A 17,669-nucleotide genomic window follows, 5' to 3' on the forward strand; every position below is an offset into this window, starting at 1 on the left:
AGTCCGTCCTCTTTCCCGGCCCTCTCAGAAGAACTTCCGGCGCCGGCGGCGCACCTCGATGGCGCGCTTCTGGCCGGTGCGGAACCGGACCTGGACCGGTGCCCTGCGGCCGCGGCCGAGCCGCATCCGCGGCGTGCCGCCGAGCCGCATCCGCGGCGTGCCGCCGAGCCGCATCCGCGGCGTGCCCCGGCGGCGCATCCACAGGGCGGCGCCGGCGACGGCGCCCGCGGAGCCGATCACGATCCCGCCCCGCCGCGCCCTGGACACCGTCTTCTCCGAGCCGGCCGCCCGCCACGCCGACGCGGCCGCGTCGCGGGCCCTGCCCCGCGCGTACTCGGCCTTCTGCCGGGCCATCGCCCTCACATCGGCCTTCGCGGCCAGCTGCTCCACCGTGTCACCGAGCTCGTGGCGCGCCCGGTCGACGTCCTGGCGCAGCTCCTCGGTCCCGGCGGCCGCGCCGTGCTTGCCCTGCGTGGTCATCGGTGCGTCGCCCTCTCCTTCAGCTCGGCCACGGCCTGCCGGGCCTCGTCCATCGCCTTCTCCGGCCGGGGCGGTGTGGCGCGCCTGGTCTGCGCGCGGCCCAGCATCGCCAGCACACCCGCCACCAGCATCAGGAACCCGCCGATGATCAGCGCCGCGGCCCACACCGGCAGCGTCACCGCGATCCCCGCGATCGCCGCGGCCAGCAGCGCCCCCAGCCCGTAGAGGGCGACCAGGGCCGCGCCGCCGAACATGCCCGCGCCGGTGCCGGCGTGGCGGGCCTTGTCCTTCAGCTCGGCCGCCGCCAGGCGCATCTCGGCGCGCATCAGCTCCGACACCTGCTGCGCGGCCTGCCGGACCAGCTCGCCCGTGCCCGCCCCGTGACGCCCGTCACCGGACTCCGGTGCGCGCCCGAAATCCTGCCGGTGTGCTCCCAGCGTCCCGGTCTGGCCCTCACCATCGTGTTGCCGACGCGCGATGCTCATCGCTCCAGGCCTCCTCCGCATATCGTTACGAAGCCTGGTGGTGGCGTTCCCTCAGCTCATGGGCTAAACGTGTCCGCGCCCCGACCCGCGGTGAACGCGGGGGTCAGCCGCGGCCCACGAACGAGGGCATCGTGGTGGCCATCACCGTCAACGACTGGACGTTGGCCTCCAGCGGCAGCCCGGCCATGTAGAGGACGGCGTCGACGACGTGGCGCACGTCCATCCTCGGCTCGGCCTTCACCGTCCCGTCCGCCTGCAGGGTGCCCGCGCCGAAACCGCCGGTCAGCTCGGTGGCGGCGTTGCCCACGTCGATCTGCCCGCAGGCGATCCGGTACGGGCGGCCCTCCAGCGACAGCGTCTTGGTCAGCCCCGTCACGGCGTGCTTGCTGGCGGTGTAGGCCACCGACCGGGGACGCGGCGTGTGCGCCGACAGGGACCCGTTGTTGATGATCCGGCCGCCCTGCGGGTCCTGGTCCTTCATCATCCGGAACGCCTGCTGCGCGCACAGGAACGCGCCGGTCAGGTTGGTGTCGACCACCGTGCGCCACTCGTCGTGGGAGAACTCCTCCACGGGCGCGGACGCACCGAACACGCCCGCGTTGTTGACCAGCAGGTCCAGGCGCCCCCACCGGTCGCGGACGGCGCCGAACAGCCCCTCGACCGAGCCGGGGTCGGTGACGTCGGCGGGCACCGCCAGCGCCTCCCCGGCCCCGCCGCGCGCCGCCGCCTCCTCCAGGCGCCCGGCGCGGCGCCCGGCCAGCGCGACGCGCCAGCCGCCGTCCAGCAGCGCCGCCGCGATCGCGGCGCCGATGCCCGATCCGGCGCCCGTCACCAGCGCGACCCGTCCCTCCATCGGCGACCTCCCGTCCGATACCGCCCGCCTGTCAGCTCAGGCGTACCAGCTCAGACGTACCAGCTCAGACGGTGGCGAGCCAGTCGACGCGGTGCGCCTCGGTCGGGTCGGGGGTCTCCCAGCGGCGGACGAGCCGGTCGATCACCGCGTCCGGGACCGGCGCCGCCCGCGCCCGGTTGCGGTCCCGCAGCACCCGCGGCGGCGCCTCCAGCGCGACCACCTCGACGCGCCCCCGGTAGCCGGCGATGAGGCCGGTGCACAGGTCGCGCTGCGTCCGCGACACGTTGGTGGCGTTCCACACGAACGACCGCCCGGCGCGCAGGTGCCCGCGGGCCAGCTCGTGCGCGGCGGCGGCCACGGCGCGCTGGTCGCCGGCCGGGCCGACGCCCATCTCGGCGCGGAGCCGGTCGAGGCTGACGACCGGCACGTCCGGCCGGTTCGCCTCGATCCAGTGGTCCTTGCCCACGCCCGGCAGGCCGGACAGGACGGTCACGGTGCAGCGCGTGTCGTCGTAGGCGGCGTACCCGGGGTCGCGGCCGGGCTTGCGGAAGTACCAGAACCGGGCGTGGTCGGACGGGAACGCGCGCGGCCCGTCCAGGCAGTCCTGCTCGGCGCAGTACTCCCCATACAGGGCGACGTTCTCCAGCAGCTCCTCGGTGTCGGGGCAGATCCGGCCGAGGATGTCGGCCGACGCCAGCAGCACCAGGTCGTCGTTGCGGGCCAGCAGGCTGACCCGGAACGCGATCTGCTGCAGGTCGGGGCGCTCCAGCGCCCAGAACGGCACCTGGTGGTGGCGGATCAGCGCGGCCACGTGCTCGCGCCACGCGACCGGCGCGCCCAGCTCCCACAGGATGCGGCGCACCATCAGGTCGCCGCGCCGGGAGTGGCCGCGGGCGGTGATGCGGCCGTCGTCGTCGACGGCGGTGCAGTGCGGCTTGGCGATGTCGTGCATCAGCACGGTCGTGAACAGCCGCACCCGCTCGGCCGCGGGTCGCGCCCGCCACTGCGGCAGCGACGCCAGCGCCTCGCACGCCAGCCGGGTGTGGACCTCGACGTCGCCCTCGCCGTGGTAGACCGCGTCCTGCGGGACCCCGGCCATGTCGCGCACCCAGTCGAAGGCGTCGCGGATCCGGTCCCAGGGGACGGTCCAGTGCGGCGGCGCCGGGCACAGCTCCTCAAACACCCGCATACAACACCTCCGGGTCGGCGAGCCCGTTGGCGACGATCGGCCGGTCCTGCCAATGGGTGCCGGAGTCCAGGATCGCGGTGAGGAAGCTCGGCCGGACCCACTTGTAGCGGCCGACGGTCTGCCCGTCCTCCTCCACCTTGATGTAGAGGCCCTCCATCTCCTCGGAGGTGTCGGTCTCCTCGGTGACGCGATCGGGGTCGGCGCCGCCCGCCCGCGCCGCGTCCCGCAGCGCGTCCCGCCACGCCGGGGTGCGGCACGTGGACGGCCCCGCGAGCGCGGTCAGCGCGGCCACCTCCGGCAGGGGGCCCTCGTGCAGGACGGGGACCGGCACTACCGGCGTCCCCTCCAGCAGCTCCCGGCGCCGCGCGGTCGACAGGAACGTCCCGTCCGCCAGGTCGAGGACGTCGAACTCGCAGAAGTAGTGGGGGAGCGCGTCGTAGAAGACGGTGTGCTTGGCGTACAGCCACTCCCCGTACAGGACGTAGCGGTCCCGCAGACGCTCGCGCAGGACGTGCTGGACCGACGCCGCCCACGCCTTGAACGGCCCGAACTGGCGCTCGCGCGGCCCGCCGGTCAGGTAGTGGCCGCGGCTCTGGAGCCGCAGGTCACCGTCCGGGGTGAAGCTGATGCCGGCGTTGGCGCCGTCGAGTTTCTCCTCCACCACCAGGTACCACCCGGCGATGGCCGCGAACGGCACCGCGGCGAGATCGTGGTCGCCTGGCTGGAGCCGGGAGCCCTCGATGTGCCGGGTCCGGGGGTACTTGCGAAGCATGCCGACCGTTGTAGGCGAGCGCGCCCGATCATGTCGACCGGTTTTCGGCGCCTCAGCGGGCCGGGACGACGCGGGTCAGCGCGAGCGCGGCCAGCCACAGCGCGATGCTCGCCCAGGCCAGGGTGTGCAGGCCGGAGGTGAACGCCGGTCGCGGCGCGGGGCCGGCGACGGTCCCGTACACCGCGACGCCGAGCGCCGTCCCGATCTGGCGGGCGGTGTTGCTGAAGCCCCCGGCCAGGCCGGCGTCCGCGGGCGGCGCGGCGCGCATCGCGGCGGCGACCACGGCGGTGACGATCAGCCCGTCCCCGATCCCGATGCCGAGCAGCGCCGGAAGCAGCGCCGCGTACCCGCCGGGCCCGGCGCCGAGCAGGGACACGCATCCGGCGGCGGCGATCGCGGCGCCCGCGGCTATCGGCACCCGCGTCCCGTACCGGGCCGTGAGCCGCCCGCTGACCGGGGCCAGGAACGCCAGCGGGGCGGCCATCGGCAGCAGCATCGCGCCGGCGGTCAGGGCGGAGCGGTGCCCATCCTGCTGGAGCCACAGCGTGGCGACGAACAGCACCCCGTTGGTGACCAGGTTCATGATCAGCGCGATGGCGCCCGCGCCGAGGAACGCCGGGGCGCGCAGCAGCCCGCGCGGCACGATCGGCGCCGCCGCCCGCCGCTCGGCGACCACGAACGCGGCCCCCGCGGCCAGGGTGAGGACGGCGGTGCCGGCGGCCGTCCCCGGATGACCGTGGCCGGCGGCGATGACGGTCCAGACCAGGCCGCCCAGGGTGAGCGGCGCCAGAATCAGCCCGGCGCGGTCCAGAGGGACGTCCTGTCGCCGCCCCGCGTCACGGCCCTCGGGCGGGCGGACGAGGAGGCTGACGCCGATGATCGCCATGGCCGTGATCGGGACGTTCAGCAGGAAGATCCAGCGCCAGCCCGCGGTGTCGGCGAGCAGCCCGCCCAGCAGCGGTCCCGCGGGCAGTGCCGTGGAGGAGATGCCAGCCCACGCCCCGAGCGCCCGCGCCTGCTCCGCGCGCCCCGGGTACATGGCGGTGACGAGGGCGAGGCTGCCGGGCAGGAGCAGCGCCGCCCCGGCCCCCTGGGCGACGCGCGCCGCGATGAGCGGCCCGGCTCCGGGCGCGGCCCCGCAGGCCAGCGACGCCAGCCCGAACAGGGCGAAGCCGGCGAGGGTCGTCCTGCGGTGGCCGATCCGGTCGCCGAGGGCGCCGCCGCCGAGCAGCAGCCCCGCGATCGCGACCGCGTACCCGTCCACGACCCCCTGCAGGCCGGGCAGGCCGGTGCCGAGCGCCCGTCCGATCCCTGGAAGCGCGACGTTGACGATCGTCACGTCCAGCAGGACCAGGAACATCCCGGCGCACAGGATGGCCAGTGCCGCCCCGCGCCGGGGGACGGGCACGCGGGTCTCGGGACCGGCGGTGGCATGTGTCGTGGAACCCATGCCCCCACGGTGGCGGCGGGATGCTTCGGTGTGGCCCGAACCGTCCGCGGCGGCAGGGAAGCGGTCAGCTGACGGCGACGCGGGCGATGGCGCCCGTCTCCAGGGCGACCCACAGCGCGCCGTCCGGCCCGACGGCCAGGCCGTGCGGCTCGGATCCGGGCGTCGGCAGCGGATGCTCGTCGATCCGCCCGTCGGGGGTGATCCGCCCGATGTGCGCGGTGCCCCACTCGGTGAACCACAGGTCGTCGCCGGGGCCGGTGACGATCGCGTGCGGGCGGGAGGCGGGGTCGGGCAGCGGGAACTCGGTGACCTTCCCGTCGGTGGTGATCTGCCCGATGTGCCCGGTGCCGATCTCGACGAACCACAGCGCGCCGTCCGGCCCGGCGGTGATGCCGACCGGCGCGGACCCCTCGGTGGGCAGCGCGTGGACGGTGACGTCCCCGCCGGGGGCGATCCGCCCGATGGCGTTGCCCTGGTTGAGGGTGAACCACAGGGCCTCGTCCGGGCCCGCGGTGATCATCGACGGCATCGTGCCCTCGCCCGGGACCGGATGGTCGGTCACCCGCCCGTCCACGGTGATCCGGCCGATGCGCCCGGTGTGCATCTGGGTGAACCAGAGGGCGCCGTCCGGCCCGGCCGCGATCCCGCAGGGGCCGCAGCCCTCGGGGACGGCGAACTCGGTGATCTCGCCCGCGGTGCTGATCCGGCCGACCACGGAGCCCTGGAAGGCGGTGAACCACAGCGCGCCGTCCGGGCCCGCCGTGATGATCATCGGGCCGCCGGTGACGGGACCGTGCAGGGTGAGGTCCCCGCCCGGCGTCAGGCGCGCGATCCGGCCGTCGTGGACGAGCGTGCACCACAGCGCCCCGTCCGGCCCGGCGGCGATGCCGTACGGGCCCGCGTCCGGGCCCGAGACCGTGAACTCCCTGATCGTGGCGTGCGAACCCTGCGGCATGATCGTCCCCCCTCGTCCTCCACTGCTGTTTCCGCCCAGCGCCGAGGTTAACGCAACCGGTGTTGCGTTACGATCGGGGCGTGGGAAGCAGCCGACACCGCCCGGACGCCCGGTGACCGCCGCGGGGCCGGGCAGCGTGCGCCCCGGCGGCCGCACCGCCCGGGTGCGCGACGCCGTCCGGGAGGCCACCCTCGCAGAGTTGGCCGAGCACGGCTACCGCGGCCTCACCGTCGAAGGCGTCGCCGCCCGCTCCGGCGTCCACAAGACCACCGTCTACCGGCGCTGGCGCAACGCCGACGGGCTCGTCGCCGACGCCCTCGAACGCGCCGCCGCCGAACCCTGGCCGATCCCCGACACCGGCACCCTCGCCGGCGACCTGCGGGCCATCGCTCGGCTCGTCCAGGCCGGGTTCGCCGACCCCCGCGAGGGCCCGGTCTCCCGCGCGTTCGTGCTGGCCGCCGCGCAGAGCACCGACGCCGCCCGCGCCCTGAACGCCTTCTTCGCGCGCCGCCACGAGCAGGCCGCCGCCGTCGTCGAACGGGCCGCCGCCCGCGGCGAGGTCCCCGCCGGGACCGACGCGGCCGAGGTCGTCCGGGTCGCCGTCGCCCCGCTGTACTACCGGCTGTTCATCACCGGCGAACCCGCCGGCCGGCAGGCCGCCGACCGCGCCGCCGCGGCCGCCTGCGCCGCGGCCCGCGCCGGGGCCCTCCTCACCTGAGCCGCCTTCTGGACGGCCCCGGCGGGCGTCAGGCGAGGCCGGCGTCGTGGGCGAGCAGTGCGATCTGGGTGCGGTTGTCGAGGTCGAGCTTGGTCAGGACGCTGGAGACGTGCGCCTTGACGGTCGCCACGCTCATGAACAGCTCCTCCGCGATGTCGGCGTTGGACGCCCCCCGGGCGATCGCCAGGACCACCTCGTTCTCGCGCGGGCTGAGCCGGGCGAGCGCCGCACGGGCCCGCTGGTAGGCGCCGGCCTCCACCGCGGCGCGGTCCATGAGCCGGCGCGTGATCCGCGGGGACAGGATCGGGTCGCCCGCGGCGACCTGCCGGACGGCGTGCACGATCTGGTCCGGCGGCGTGTCCTTCAGCAGGAACCCGCTGGCCCCGGCGCGCAGCGCGTGCAGGATGTTCTCGTCGGAGTCGAACGTCGTCAGCACGATCACCTCCGGCGGGTCCGGCCGGGCCCGCAGCCGGCGGGTCGCGGTGATGCCGTCCACGCGCGGCATCCGCAGGTCCATCAGGACGACGTCGGGGGCGTGCGCGTCGGCGGCGGCCGGCACCTCGGCGCCGTCGGCGGCCTCGCCGGCCACCGTGATGCCGCCCGTCCCGTCCAGCATCATCGACAGTCCGGCGCGGACGAGCGCGTCGTCATCGACGATCAGGACGCGCAGGGGCCGGGTCACGCGGGCCATGGTAGCCAGGCGCGCAACCGGAACTCGCCCGCGACCGCCTCGTGGTCCAGCCGCCCGCCGGCCAGCCGGACCCTCTCGGTCAAACCGACCAGGCCCGTCCCGCTGCCCGGCGCGACCGGCCCCGCGCCGCCCCCGGCGAGGGGGTTGCGGATGTCGATGACGAGCCGGTCACCGGGCCGCCCGTCCAGCACCACCTGGACGGGACGGCCCGCGGCGTGCTTGCGCGCGTTGGTCAGTCCTTCCTGCACCACCCGGTACGCGGTGCGGCCCGCGGCGGCGGGGAGCGCCGGCGCGTCCGACGTGTCGTCGCGCAGCTCCACGGGGGTGCCCGCGTCCCGGGACTCCTCCACCAGCCGGGGCACGTCCGCGAGGACGGGCTGCGGACGGTCCTCCTCGGCGGCGTCGTCGGCGCGCAGGAGCAGGATCACCTCGCGCAGCTCGTCGAGCGCCTGATGCACCCCGGCGCGGACCACCCCCGCGGCATGGGACAGCTTCTCCGGCGGCGCGTCCGGACGGTACTCCAGCGCGCCCGCGTAGGTGGCCAGCAGCGACAGCCGGTGCGCGAGCACGTCGTGCATCTCCCGCGCGATCCGCGTCCGCTCCATCATGCGGGCCTCGGCGACCCGGCGGCCCTGCTCGGCCTCGGCGCGGCGGGCCCGCTCGCGCAGCGACTCCAGCAGCTCGCGGCGCGCCCGCGCCCACGCGCCCCAGCCGACCAGCGCGCCGTAGCCGGACGCGATCAGCAGCAGCCACCAGCCGAAGGAGATCCCGCTGTTCGGCTGCCACAGCCCCTGGACGACGTGCGCCGCGACCCCCGCCGCGCCGACCCGGGCGGCCAGCGGGAACGGGCGGCGCTGCGCGACCTGCAGGACCCCCATGCTCGCCGGCGGGGTCGCCGCCGGCGACAGCGCCGCGAGGGCCGTCAGTGCCAGCGCCGCCGCGACCGGCCGCCCCACCAGCAGCGGGGACAGCAGGCAGCTCGCCGCCCCGACGGCGATGTCCAGGGCGAGACGCCAGCCCGCCACGTCGTCGGCGAAACGGCCCAGGACCGTCGCCACGACCAGCGCGGCGGAGCAGGCCGTCACGGTCGCGGCGGTGAGCCTCGGGCGCTCCCGCGCGCCGGAGGCACCTCGTTCGGGCAGGTGGGGGGTCGTTTCGTCCACCGGACCGAGGCTAGCCCCGACGCCCCGCGGCCCGACACCGACCAAAGTCGGTGCCCGCCCGTTCCCCGGTCGGGGCGGCTCCCACCGCGCGCCCGATGCGGCAGGCGCGCCGCGGCGGCGACGCTACGTGCATCGACCGCAACGAAAGGACGAGCACATGTTCGCTGGGAATCGCGCACGCCGGGCGCTGACCGTCGCGGGAGCGGTCGCCGCCGCCCTCGCCTTGTGGGCGCTGACCGGCCCGGTCGCGGGGCTCGACCCGTCCGCCGAGACCGGCGGGCAGCTCCGCACGGTCGGGGCCGCCCCGGTCATCGCCGGGAGCCTGATCGCCGGCCTGGCCGGCTGGGGACTGCTCGCGCTGCTGGAACGCACCACCGCCCGCCCGGGACGGATCTGGACCGCCCTCGCGCTGGCCGTCCTCGTCCTGTCGCTGGGCGGACCGCTCGGCAGCGCCGGCGACGGGACGTCCATGGCGGTCCTCACCGGCATGCACCTGATCGTCGCGGCCGTCCTGATCCCCGGGCTCGGCCGGACGGCCCGGGCGGCGCGCTCCACCGAGCGTCCCGAAGCCTCATTGTCACAGCGCTGAATTGCCGGCGCAGCGGGGGACCGGTCCCGAGATCGTCATGTGGGAGACTGGGCCGTTCTTCGGGCGAGAAGCGGACTGGAGCGGTCGGTGGGGGATGTGCTGCGGATCTCGCGGCCCAACGCGCGGTTCCAGCAGTGGGAGGCGCTGCTGCGGAACCGGAACAAGCGGCAGCGGGCGGGCGAGTTCCTGGTGCAGGGCGTCCGGCCGATCAGCCTGGCGGTGGAGCGCGGCTGGCCGGTGCGGGCGCTGATCTACGACGCCGAGCGGCCCTTGTCGCGCTGGGCGGCCGGGATGCTGGACACGGCCGGGGCCGAGCGGGTGGCGATGGCGCCCGCACTGCTGCGCGAGCTGAGCGGCAAGGAGCAGGAGGTCCCCGAGCTGGTGGCGGTGGTGGCGCTGCCGGACGACGACCTGGCGCGGATCGCGGTGGGGCCCTTGTTCCTGGGCGTGGTGTTCGACCGGCCGGCCGGCCCCGGCAACATCGGCACGCTGGTGCGTTCGCTCGACGCGTTCGGCGGTGCCGGACTGATCGTCACCGGGCACGCCGCCGACCCCTACGACCCCAAGGCGGTGCGCGCCTCCACCGGGTCGCTGCTGGCGTTGCCGGTGGTCCGCGTCCGCTCCCACCGCGAGGTGCTGGACTGGGTCCGGCGGGAGCGGGCCGCCGGACGGCCGCTCACCGTGGTCGGCACCGACGAGCACGGCGCCGCCGACATCGCCGAGGTCGACCTGACCGGCCCCGTGCTGCTGGTCATCGGCAACGAGACCGCCGGGCTGAGCGCCGGCTGGCGGGAGGGCTGCGACACGATGGCGCGGATCCCGATCGGCGGCGCGGCCAGCTCGCTCAACGCCGCCAGCGCCGCCACGGTCGCGCTGTACGAGACCGTCCGCCAACGCGGCGGCCGGCCCTGACCGCCATGGCCTACCGTTACGCGGTCGTCCGGGAGAACTACGAGGACCTGGCAAGCGGCGGCGTCCTGCATTCGGCGCCCGGCTTCCCCGCCTTCCCGGTGCGGCTGGCCAGCGAGATGTTCCAGCGTGCCCTGGCGATGCGCCAGGACCACGCGGCGATGGTGTGGGACCCGTGCTGCGGCAGCGGCTACATGCTGACCGTGCTGGGACTGCTGCATCCCGGCCAGATCACCGCCGTGGTGGGCACCGACATCGATCCCGCCGCGCTACGGCTGGCCGGGCAGAACCTGGCCCTGCTGGACGAAGCCGGGCTATCGGCCCGCGCCGCCGATCTGGACGCGCAGGCCGAACGCTGGGACAAACCCTCCTACGCCGCCGCGGCCCAGGCGGCCCGACGGCTCGCGCGCCGGCTGCCGTCGGGGCAGGGCCCTGCGCCGCACCTGCACCAAGCCGATGTGTTCGACCCGCGGCAGCTTCGCCAGGCGCTGGACGGCCGCCGCCCCGGCCTGGTGATCACCGACGTCCCCTACGGGGAGCAGACCGGCTGGCGCGGCCCCGGCGGCGCGTCCGGGACGGCGGGCATGCTGCGGGCCCTGGGAGAGCTCCTGTCCGAGGACGCCGTGATCGCCGTCGCCGTCCGCGGCCGGAAGCTGCGGCTGGACGACGGCCCCCGCGCCGACGCCACGTTCCGGATCGGCACCCGAACCGTCGGCCTTTTCCGCGTCCGCCCCACCACGGCCCCCTGAGCGCCCGACAGACCGGAAAGCGGCAGACGGCGCCGAACACGCAGGTCATCGCCATCGATCGCATCCGATCGGGTGAGGCCGAATTCACTCACCCACAGGTCGGGACAGGGGCAGGCGCACGGTGGCGGTGAAGCCCTCGCCTGGAGCGGTGTCCACGTTCACTGTGCCGCCGTGCGCCTCGACCGCCGCTCGTACGATCGCCATGCCCAGGCCGCTGCCGTTGTGCGCGTCAACGCGCTCCCTGGAAACGGGCCCCTTGTCATCGCGCTGCTCGTTCCTGCGTGCGCGGAAGAAACGGTCGAACACGTGCGCGGCGTCGCCGGTGTCCATGCCCGGCCCGTCGTCGGCGACCTCCAGCACTGCCTGGTCGGCCTCCGGCCGCAAGGTGATCTGCACGGCGGCGTCCGGAGGGGTGTGGGCGCGCACGTTGGCCAGCAGGTTCGCGACGATCTGCGCCAGCAGACCCTCGTCGCCTTCGGTCGTGAGGTCTTGCTCGGGGACGTCCACCCGCAGCGGCCGTGCGGGCTGCACGGCGCGCAGGTCCGCTGCGGCGTCGCGCACGACGCGGTTCAGGTCCACCGGCACCGGGTGCATCTCCGGGTGCTGGTCGAGGCGGGCGAGGGCGAGCAGGTCGTCCACGAGCCGGGCCATCCGGTCGGCTTCGGCGGCCATGCGGGCCACCGCCCGGTCGCGCTCCCCGCCGTCCAGCATGCCCTTGCCCGACAGCTGCAGGTAGCCGCGGATCGCGGCGAGCGGGGTGCGGAGTTCGTGGGAGGCATCGGCGACGAACCGGCGCAGCTGCGCCCCGCTGCGCTCGCGCATCTCGAAGGCCGCCTCGATCTGGTGCAGCATCGTGTTCAGCGCCCCGCGCAGTTCCGCCACCTCGGCGCTGGCCGGGGATCGGACGGTGACGCGGCGCGCCAGGTCGCCCTCGGCGATCGCCGACGCGGTCTGCACCATGTCGCCGAGCGGGCGCAGCCTGCGCCGCGACTCCGCCTGCGACACCGCGGCCAGGACCAGCAGCAGCACACCGCCCGCGCACGCGTTCAGCAGGAGCAGGCGCCGCACGGTGCGTTCCACCGGTTCCAGCGACATCGCGAGCAGCACGTAGGTGCCGTCGGAGAGCCGCACGGTCGTGACCCGATAGGCGGTTCCCTCGCTCCTGACGGTTCTCGGTGCGCCGTCCGCGTGGCGGGAGGGGCCGCCGAGCGCCCGGGCGAGGGCCCGCTGGCGCTCGTCCGGGGACTGGGAACGGCCGAGCGCGAGTGCCCGGCCACTACGGGAGAGCGGGATCAGGACCAGGTCCCGTTCCGTGGCGGGTTTCGCCGCCGGGGCGGCACCGGCCGCGACGCCGAGGTCCGCGTAGCGCTGGATGGCGGCCATGTCGGCGTTCATGCCTGCGACCGCGCGCCTGGCGTCGCGCAGGCTGTCGTCGACCGCGTTCACAAGGAACCGGTCCAGCCCTTCCAAGCCCGCTACGCAGAACAGCGCGAGCCCCACCGCGAACAGCAGCACGTTGGCGGTGGTGAGTTGCGCGCGCAGGGACCGCGGACGCGCCCGCCTCCGGATCATTCCGTCGCCCGCAGCTGATAGCCGCGCCCGCGCCGCGTCACGATCAGCGGTGTCCCGAGCGGGTCCAGCTTGCGCCGCAGGTAACCGACGTAGGTCTCGACCACGGTGGTCTCGCCGGAGAAGCCGTACTTCCACACCTCGCGGAGGATCTCCTCTTTGGTGACGACCCGGCCGGCGTTGAGCATCAGGTAGCGCAGCAGCGCGTACTCGGTCGGCGTGAGGTCCACCGGAGTGCCCGCGCGCCGCACGGTGTACGTCGCCTCGTCCATCTCGACGTCGCCGTGCCGCAGCACCGCGGGTGGCGGGCTCTGCAGGCGGACGCGGCGCAGCACTGCCCGCACCCGTGCCACCACCTCGTCGATATTGAACGGCTTGGTGATGTAGTCGTCGCCGCCCAACGCGAGGCCGCCGACGATGTCGGCCGGGGCGTCCCGGGCCGTCAGGAAGACCACGGGAACGTCCTCGCGTTCGCTCCGGACGGTCCGGCACACCTGCCAGCCGTTGCCGTCCGGCAGCATCACGTCCAGCAGCAGCAGATCCGGACGGTGCTTGCGGGCCATCTCCACCGCCCGCGCCCCGGTCGCCGCGCGCAGCACCCGGAAGCCGTGGAACTCCAGGGTGATCCGCAGGATGTCGGCCAGGCTCGGCTCGTCCTCGACCACGAGCACGGTCGGTGCCTCCAACGACGGCCCCTGTTCGTCCGGTTTCTCGCTGCCGCCCTCAGTATCGGGCAGGCCGGGGCGCCGCCGGCTGCGAGCGGCTTCGGAGGACCTTGAGAATCGGTTGTGAAAGGCGCCGAGCCCATGGCCGGGGGCGCGGGCGGCGGCCGAAGCTGAGGCCTCCCAGCCCCGCACCGAACATGACAGGAGCCTCGCCGTGGTCCCTCTGGCGCGCTGGTGCTTCCGGCATCGCCTCATCGTCCTGCTGCTCTGGTCCGCCGCGCTCGGCGGCGCCGTCCTGGCCGGACGGCTGGCGGGCAGCGCCTACTCCAACGACTTCAAGCTGCCCGCCTCGGAATCGGTCCGGGCCGCCCATCTGATGCAGGCGGCCTTTCCCGCGCAATCCGGCGACACCGACGCCGTCGTCTGGCAGGTCGACGGTGCGGGCACCGTCAAGGACGCAGCCGTGCGTGACCGCATGCAGTCCGCTCTCGACAGAATCGCCGCGCTGCCGGACGTCGGCCGGGTGGTGAGCCCCTACCGCGCCGAAGGGGCGGGCCAGATCAGCTCCGACGGACGCACCGCCTACGCGCAGGTCACCTACTCCCGTCCGTCCGACGACCTTGCCGCGGACCAGGTCGAACGCGTCGTGGACACCGCCAGGTCGGCCGCGACGGTCGGACTGCGGGTCGAGGTGGGCGGGCCGGCCGCGGGCACCACCGACCAGCCGCCACCCCACCTGGCGGAGTTCGTCGGCCTCGCCGCCGCCGCGGTCGTGCTCTTCCTGGCCTTCGGGTCGTTCCTGGCCATGCTGCTGCCGCTCGTCACCGCGCTGTTCGGCGTGGGGCTCGGGCTGCTCGGGATCGGGCTGCTCAGCCACACGATGGCCATCCCGGATGCCGCCCTGCTGCTGAGCACCCTCATCGGTCTGGGGGTCGGCATCGACTACGCCCTGTTCATCGTCTCCCGGCACCGGGCCGGTCTCCATGACGGACTGTCGCCAGAGGAGGCCGCGATGGGCGCCGCGCGCACCTCCGGCCGGTCCGTGCTGCTCGCCGGAGCCATCGTCTGCGTCTCGCTGCTCGGGATGTTCGCGATGAACCTGGAGTTCCTGAACGGCGTCGCCGTGGCCACCAGCCTGACCGTCCTGCTGAGCGTCGCCGCCGCGCTGACACTGCTGCCCGCGTTGCTCGGCCTGCTGGGCACCCGCGTGCTGAGCCGTCGCCGGCGTCGCCGCCTGCTCGCCGCCCCGAGCAACAGCGAAGACGCCGTGCGCAGCACCGCCGTGCGCTGGGCCGACACCGTGCAGCGCCGTCCGAAGACCTTCGCGGCCGCCGCACTGGTCCTGGTCGCCGTGCTGTCGCTGCCCACGTTCGCGCTGCGGCTCGGCATGAGCGACCAGGGCACACTGCCGGAGTCCACCACCGCGCGCCGCGCCTACGACCTGCTGGCCGAGGCGTTCGGGCCGGGATTCAGCGGGCCGCTGCAACTGGTGGTGCGCCCCCGCGGCGGCACGGTGCCGCCGGCGGCGCTGCAGCGGCTCGTCGACGACGTCCGCGAAACACCGGGCGTGGCAAGGGCCACCACGATCCCGCTCCCCGGCCAGGCCGGCGAAGGCTCCGCGCGTTCGGCGGTCGTGCAGGTGATACCGGCGACCTCACCACAAGACGCCAGAACCGACACGTTGATCGACCGACTCCGCGCCGGCCCCGCGGCGCGTGACGGCTCCCTGGAAGTGCTGGTGGGCGGCGGCACAGCGCTCAACAAGGACCTGGCTTCGACGCTGACCTCCCGGCTGCCGCTCTTCCTGGCCGCGCTCGTCGCGCTCGGCTCGGTCCTCCTGCTGGTGGCCTTCCGCAGCCTGGCGGTGCCGCTGCTGGCCGCCGTCCTGAACGTGGCCGCGACGGGCACCGCGCTGGGCATCACGGTGGCGCTGTTCCAATGGGGCTGGGGCACCGGCGTCCTCGGCATCGGCAAGCCGGTGCCCATCACCTCGTTCCTGCCGGTGATCATGATCGCGATGCTCTTCGGCCTGGCCATGGACTACCAGGTGTTCCTCACCGGGCGGATGCGCGAGGAGTGGCTGCGGACCCGGCACGCGCGGCAGGCGGTGCACGCCGGCCTGGTCCGCGGCGGCGGCGTGATCGTCTCGGCCGCCGTCATCATGATCTCGGTGTTCGGCGCCTTCGTGCTGAGCGGCGACATGGAGGGAATGCTGGTCGGCGCCGGCCTGGCGGGCGCCGTGGCCGTGGAGGCCTTCGTCCTGCGCACCATGCTCGTCCCCGCCGTGATGACCCTCCTCGGCGACGCCGCCTGGCGCCTCCCCACACGCCCCGCCCGCCCGAAGACAGACGCCGACCCTAATAACGACCAAAGCGAGGCGAGAGGCCTCCGCACAAGCCGCCCCTCCCTAGCCGGTCGAAACCGACGCCCAGACCGGCGGTGAGGTCAGCGAACACAAGGAAACGAGCTTGCCTGAAGCACAGGCATCCCACCACCCGCTCGCACTCACGTCGGTCAGGACAGGACGCGGGATCCGGTGTGGCGGCGGGCAAGGATGCGGGTGAGGTCGGTTTGTTCTCCAGGTTGCGGAAGGAGGCTGCGTTGCACGTGTCGTCGGCTGCCCGTTGTCTGCCGTAGTGGGCGCGGGCCGCAAGGGGATTTGTGATGACGGCGAAGCCGCACTGGTGGCAGGCGTCGGCGAGGCGGTCGTCGCGGAAGCAGGGCGCCGAGACGATCCTGGATTTGACTGGGGCGCGGGGTGATGCCGAGCAGTCCGGCGGCGGCCACGCCGAGTTCCTGCTCGATGGATTCCCGTAAGCCGACCCCACCGAAGCCGGGGCACATCAAAGGACTTCACCAAACCCGGTACGGCTCAGCCGGTGGTCCAGGCGTTGTGTGCTTCTGCTTTGTTGGCGCAGGACAGGTCTTGGGCGGGGAGGATACCGGTGTCGAGGTAGCGGTTGACTTGTCCATCCACGCAGGTGTTTCCGTAGTTGCCATACACGGCGTGGATGGTGGCGTCGTTGAGGGTGAGTAGGCGTGAGCGGGTCATGAATCGGTGGAGTGCTTGACCGTGCTGGTAGATGGTGCGCGGGTCGCCGGTGGCGGCGACGATCAGCGCGGGCGTGTCGTTGTGAATGTGGGTGGGCTGTTCGCGGGGCGGTTCGGGCCAGTAGGCGCAGGGGCTGATGTTGTTCACCGCAGGCCCGGAGACCGGGAAGTGCGGGCGGCTGCGCTGGATGTCATGCCAGTAGGTCTCTGGATCGCGGGAGCCGGCCACGTCGCCGCAGATGATGGAGATTTGCTGGCTGCCATAGGCCGATTCGGCCCCCGTCAGCAAGAATCGCAGGCCTTCGTCCAGTTCCGGCGTCGGCTCGGCGTGTCCCCGGGTGGCGGCCCGGTGGAGGACGCGGACGGTTTCGGCCAGAGCGGTCCGTGGAGCGGAGCGGTCGTCGGCGAGGGCATTGACGATGACCATCGGCGTTATGTGCGCGTCGACCTGATAGGCCCCGATGTGCAGCGGCTGCCGCGCGGACGCATGGATGATCTGATCGATCGTGGCCAGCACGGCGCGGCGGGTGGAGCCGAGATGGTAGGTGGCATCGCGTTCGGCGGCCCAGGCCGCCCAGGCGTGCAGGGCCCGCTCGTTGGCCGGGGCCGCGTCGGCCAGTAGCAGGGGCCCGAACTTGCGGGGGTCGATGGCGCCGTCCAACACCATGCGGTCGATGCGTTCGGGGAACATCTGCGAGAAGACCGCGCCGAGGTAGGTGCCGTAGGAGTACCCGAGGTAGGAGATCTTGCGCTCGCCGAGGATCTGCCGGATGAGGTCCATGTCGCGGGCGGTGTTACGGGTCGTGACGTGCGGGAGCACATCGCCCGCCTTCTGTGCACAGCGGTGCGCGAGGTCGCGGGCGAAGGCGGCCGAACGGTCGAAAGCCGCCCGGTCCAGGCCGGGGGAGCGCATCCAGTGGCCGGTGGGCCAGCCGCAGTCCAGCGGCGTGCTGCGGCCCACAAACCGCGGGTCCATTCCGACCAGATCGTACTTGCCTCCGGTGCTTCCCATGATGGTGCGCCAGTCCGGTGGCATGTCGATGGCGGTTCCGGCGGGTCCGCCGCTGTTGAGCAGCATCGTGCCGATCCGCCCGGCGGTATCGGTCGCCTTGAGCCGCGACATCGCCACCTTGATCGTCCGTCCGCCGGGGTCGCCGTAATCCAGCGGCACCGTGACGGTGGCGCATTGGGCTCCGGCCTGGTCGAGTTTGGTACCGGTCTGATCGCCGGGACCCTGGCGGCACCGGGACCAGGCCGGATGCTGGTGGGAGTAGCGGGCCAGGTCGTTGGGCGCGGAAGCGGCGGTTGGGAGGGCGAAGATCAGTGATAGGGGAGCGGTAGCTATCAGGCCCACCGCGCGGAGTGCGTTGATGACAGACAT

Annotated in this window: 18 protein-coding genes; 6 read left to right on the top strand and 12 right to left on the bottom strand. The window is 74.1% G+C overall.

The window, feature by feature from the left end; all coding sequences use genetic code 11:
* Positions 1–24: 24 nt before the first annotated feature.
* The 7 genes from K8Z49_RS05085 to K8Z49_RS05115 all read right to left on the bottom strand — a co-directional run bounded on the left by K8Z49_RS05085 (position 25) and on the right by K8Z49_RS05115 (position 6,184).
* Positions 25–480, bottom strand: a complete 456-nt coding sequence (locus K8Z49_RS05085; protein WP_412517705.1) for a DUF3618 domain-containing protein — start codon at positions 478–480, stop codon at positions 25–27.
* Positions 477–965 carry a phage holin family protein gene (locus K8Z49_RS05090; protein ID WP_412517706.1) on the bottom strand — a complete coding sequence of 163 codons (489 nt, stop codon included), beginning with the start codon at positions 963–965 and terminating at the stop codon, positions 477–479. Before K8Z49_RS05090 ends, K8Z49_RS05085 begins: the two co-directional genes overlap by 4 nt.
* Before the next feature lie 103 nt (positions 966–1,068).
* Complete coding sequence (locus K8Z49_RS05095) at positions 1,069–1,818, bottom strand: SDR family oxidoreductase (protein ID WP_024935712.1); 750 nt, start codon at positions 1,816–1,818, stop codon at positions 1,069–1,071.
* Between the two features lie 64 nt (positions 1,819–1,882).
* The gene (locus tag K8Z49_RS05100; protein ID WP_412517707.1) at positions 1,883–3,007 is read right to left on the bottom strand and encodes an AAA family ATPase; all 1,125 of its coding nucleotides are present in this window, start codon (positions 3,005–3,007) and stop codon (positions 1,883–1,885) included.
* Positions 2,994–3,779, bottom strand: a complete 786-nt coding sequence (locus K8Z49_RS05105; protein ID WP_412517708.1) for an RNA ligase family protein — start codon at positions 3,777–3,779, stop codon at positions 2,994–2,996. The genes K8Z49_RS05100 and K8Z49_RS05105 overlap by 14 nt, the downstream gene beginning before the upstream one ends.
* A 52-nt stretch (positions 3,780–3,831) precedes the next feature.
* Positions 3,832–5,229, bottom strand: a complete 1,398-nt coding sequence (locus tag K8Z49_RS05110) for an MFS transporter (RefSeq protein WP_412517709.1) — start codon at positions 5,227–5,229, stop codon at positions 3,832–3,834.
* A gap of 64 nt (positions 5,230–5,293) precedes the next feature.
* On the bottom strand, positions 5,294–6,184 hold the full coding sequence (locus K8Z49_RS05115; protein ID WP_412517710.1) for a virginiamycin B lyase: 891 nt from the start codon (positions 6,182–6,184) through the stop codon (positions 5,294–5,296).
* Positions 6,185–6,296: 112 nt separating this feature from the next.
* Between K8Z49_RS05115 and K8Z49_RS05120 the strand changes: the two genes are divergently transcribed.
* On the top strand, positions 6,297–6,902 hold the full coding sequence (locus K8Z49_RS05120) for a TetR/AcrR family transcriptional regulator (protein WP_024935715.1): 606 nt from the start codon (positions 6,297–6,299) through the stop codon (positions 6,900–6,902).
* 28 nt (positions 6,903–6,930) lie between these two features.
* Here the strand turns inward: K8Z49_RS05120 and K8Z49_RS05125 are convergent, their stop codons facing one another.
* Positions 6,931–7,593, bottom strand: coding sequence for a response regulator (locus tag K8Z49_RS05125; RefSeq protein ID WP_412517711.1), 663 nt, complete (start codon positions 7,591–7,593; stop codon positions 6,931–6,933).
* The gene (locus tag K8Z49_RS05130; RefSeq protein ID WP_412517712.1) at positions 7,581–8,756 is read right to left on the bottom strand and encodes a sensor histidine kinase; all 1,176 of its coding nucleotides are present in this window, start codon (positions 8,754–8,756) and stop codon (positions 7,581–7,583) included. The genes K8Z49_RS05125 and K8Z49_RS05130 overlap by 13 nt, the downstream gene beginning before the upstream one ends.
* Before the next feature lie 157 nt (positions 8,757–8,913).
* Between K8Z49_RS05130 and K8Z49_RS05135 the strand changes: the two genes are divergently transcribed.
* The 3 genes from K8Z49_RS05135 (at position 8,914) to K8Z49_RS05145 (ending at position 11,003) form a co-directional block, all read left to right on the top strand.
* Positions 8,914–9,345, top strand: a complete 432-nt coding sequence (locus K8Z49_RS05135; protein ID WP_412517713.1) for a DUF6069 family protein — start codon at positions 8,914–8,916, stop codon at positions 9,343–9,345.
* Between the two features lie 87 nt (positions 9,346–9,432).
* The gene (locus tag K8Z49_RS05140) at positions 9,433–10,257 is read left to right on the top strand and encodes a TrmH family RNA methyltransferase (RefSeq protein WP_412517714.1); all 825 of its coding nucleotides are present in this window, start codon (positions 9,433–9,435) and stop codon (positions 10,255–10,257) included.
* Positions 10,258–10,262: 5 nt separating this feature from the next.
* Entirely contained in the window at positions 10,263–11,003 is a 741-nt protein-coding gene (locus tag K8Z49_RS05145) for an rRNA methyltransferase (protein WP_075022296.1), read from the top strand.
* Between the two features lie 84 nt (positions 11,004–11,087).
* Here the strand turns inward: K8Z49_RS05145 and K8Z49_RS05150 are convergent, their stop codons facing one another.
* The gene (locus K8Z49_RS05150) at positions 11,088–12,575 is read right to left on the bottom strand and encodes a sensor histidine kinase (protein ID WP_412517715.1); all 1,488 of its coding nucleotides are present in this window, start codon (positions 12,573–12,575) and stop codon (positions 11,088–11,090) included.
* Positions 12,572–13,258, bottom strand: coding sequence for a response regulator transcription factor (locus tag K8Z49_RS05155; protein WP_244938647.1), 687 nt, complete (start codon positions 13,256–13,258; stop codon positions 12,572–12,574). Before K8Z49_RS05155 ends, K8Z49_RS05150 begins: the two co-directional genes overlap by 4 nt.
* A gap of 193 nt (positions 13,259–13,451) precedes the next feature.
* On the opposite strand from K8Z49_RS05155, the gene K8Z49_RS05160 reads away from it, so the two are divergent.
* The gene (locus tag K8Z49_RS05160; protein ID WP_412517716.1) at positions 13,452–15,680 is read left to right on the top strand and encodes an MMPL family transporter; all 2,229 of its coding nucleotides are present in this window, start codon (positions 13,452–13,454) and stop codon (positions 15,678–15,680) included.
* Between the two features lie 221 nt (positions 15,681–15,901).
* Positions 15,902–16,054, top strand: a complete 153-nt coding sequence (locus K8Z49_RS05165) for a hypothetical protein (RefSeq protein ID WP_177287771.1) — start codon at positions 15,902–15,904, stop codon at positions 16,052–16,054.
* 55 nt (positions 16,055–16,109) lie between these two features.
* Here K8Z49_RS05165 and K8Z49_RS05170 read toward each other — a convergent pair whose 3' ends face one another.
* Positions 16,110–17,669 (bottom strand): alpha/beta fold hydrolase, encoded by a 1,560-nt coding sequence (locus K8Z49_RS05170; protein ID WP_412517717.1) that lies wholly within the window; start codon positions 17,667–17,669, stop codon positions 16,110–16,112.

The organism is Actinomadura madurae, from assembly GCF_047130825.1.
In the GTDB taxonomy this organism is placed as follows: Bacteria; Actinomycetota; Actinomycetes; order Streptosporangiales; family Streptosporangiaceae; genus Spirillospora; species Spirillospora madurae.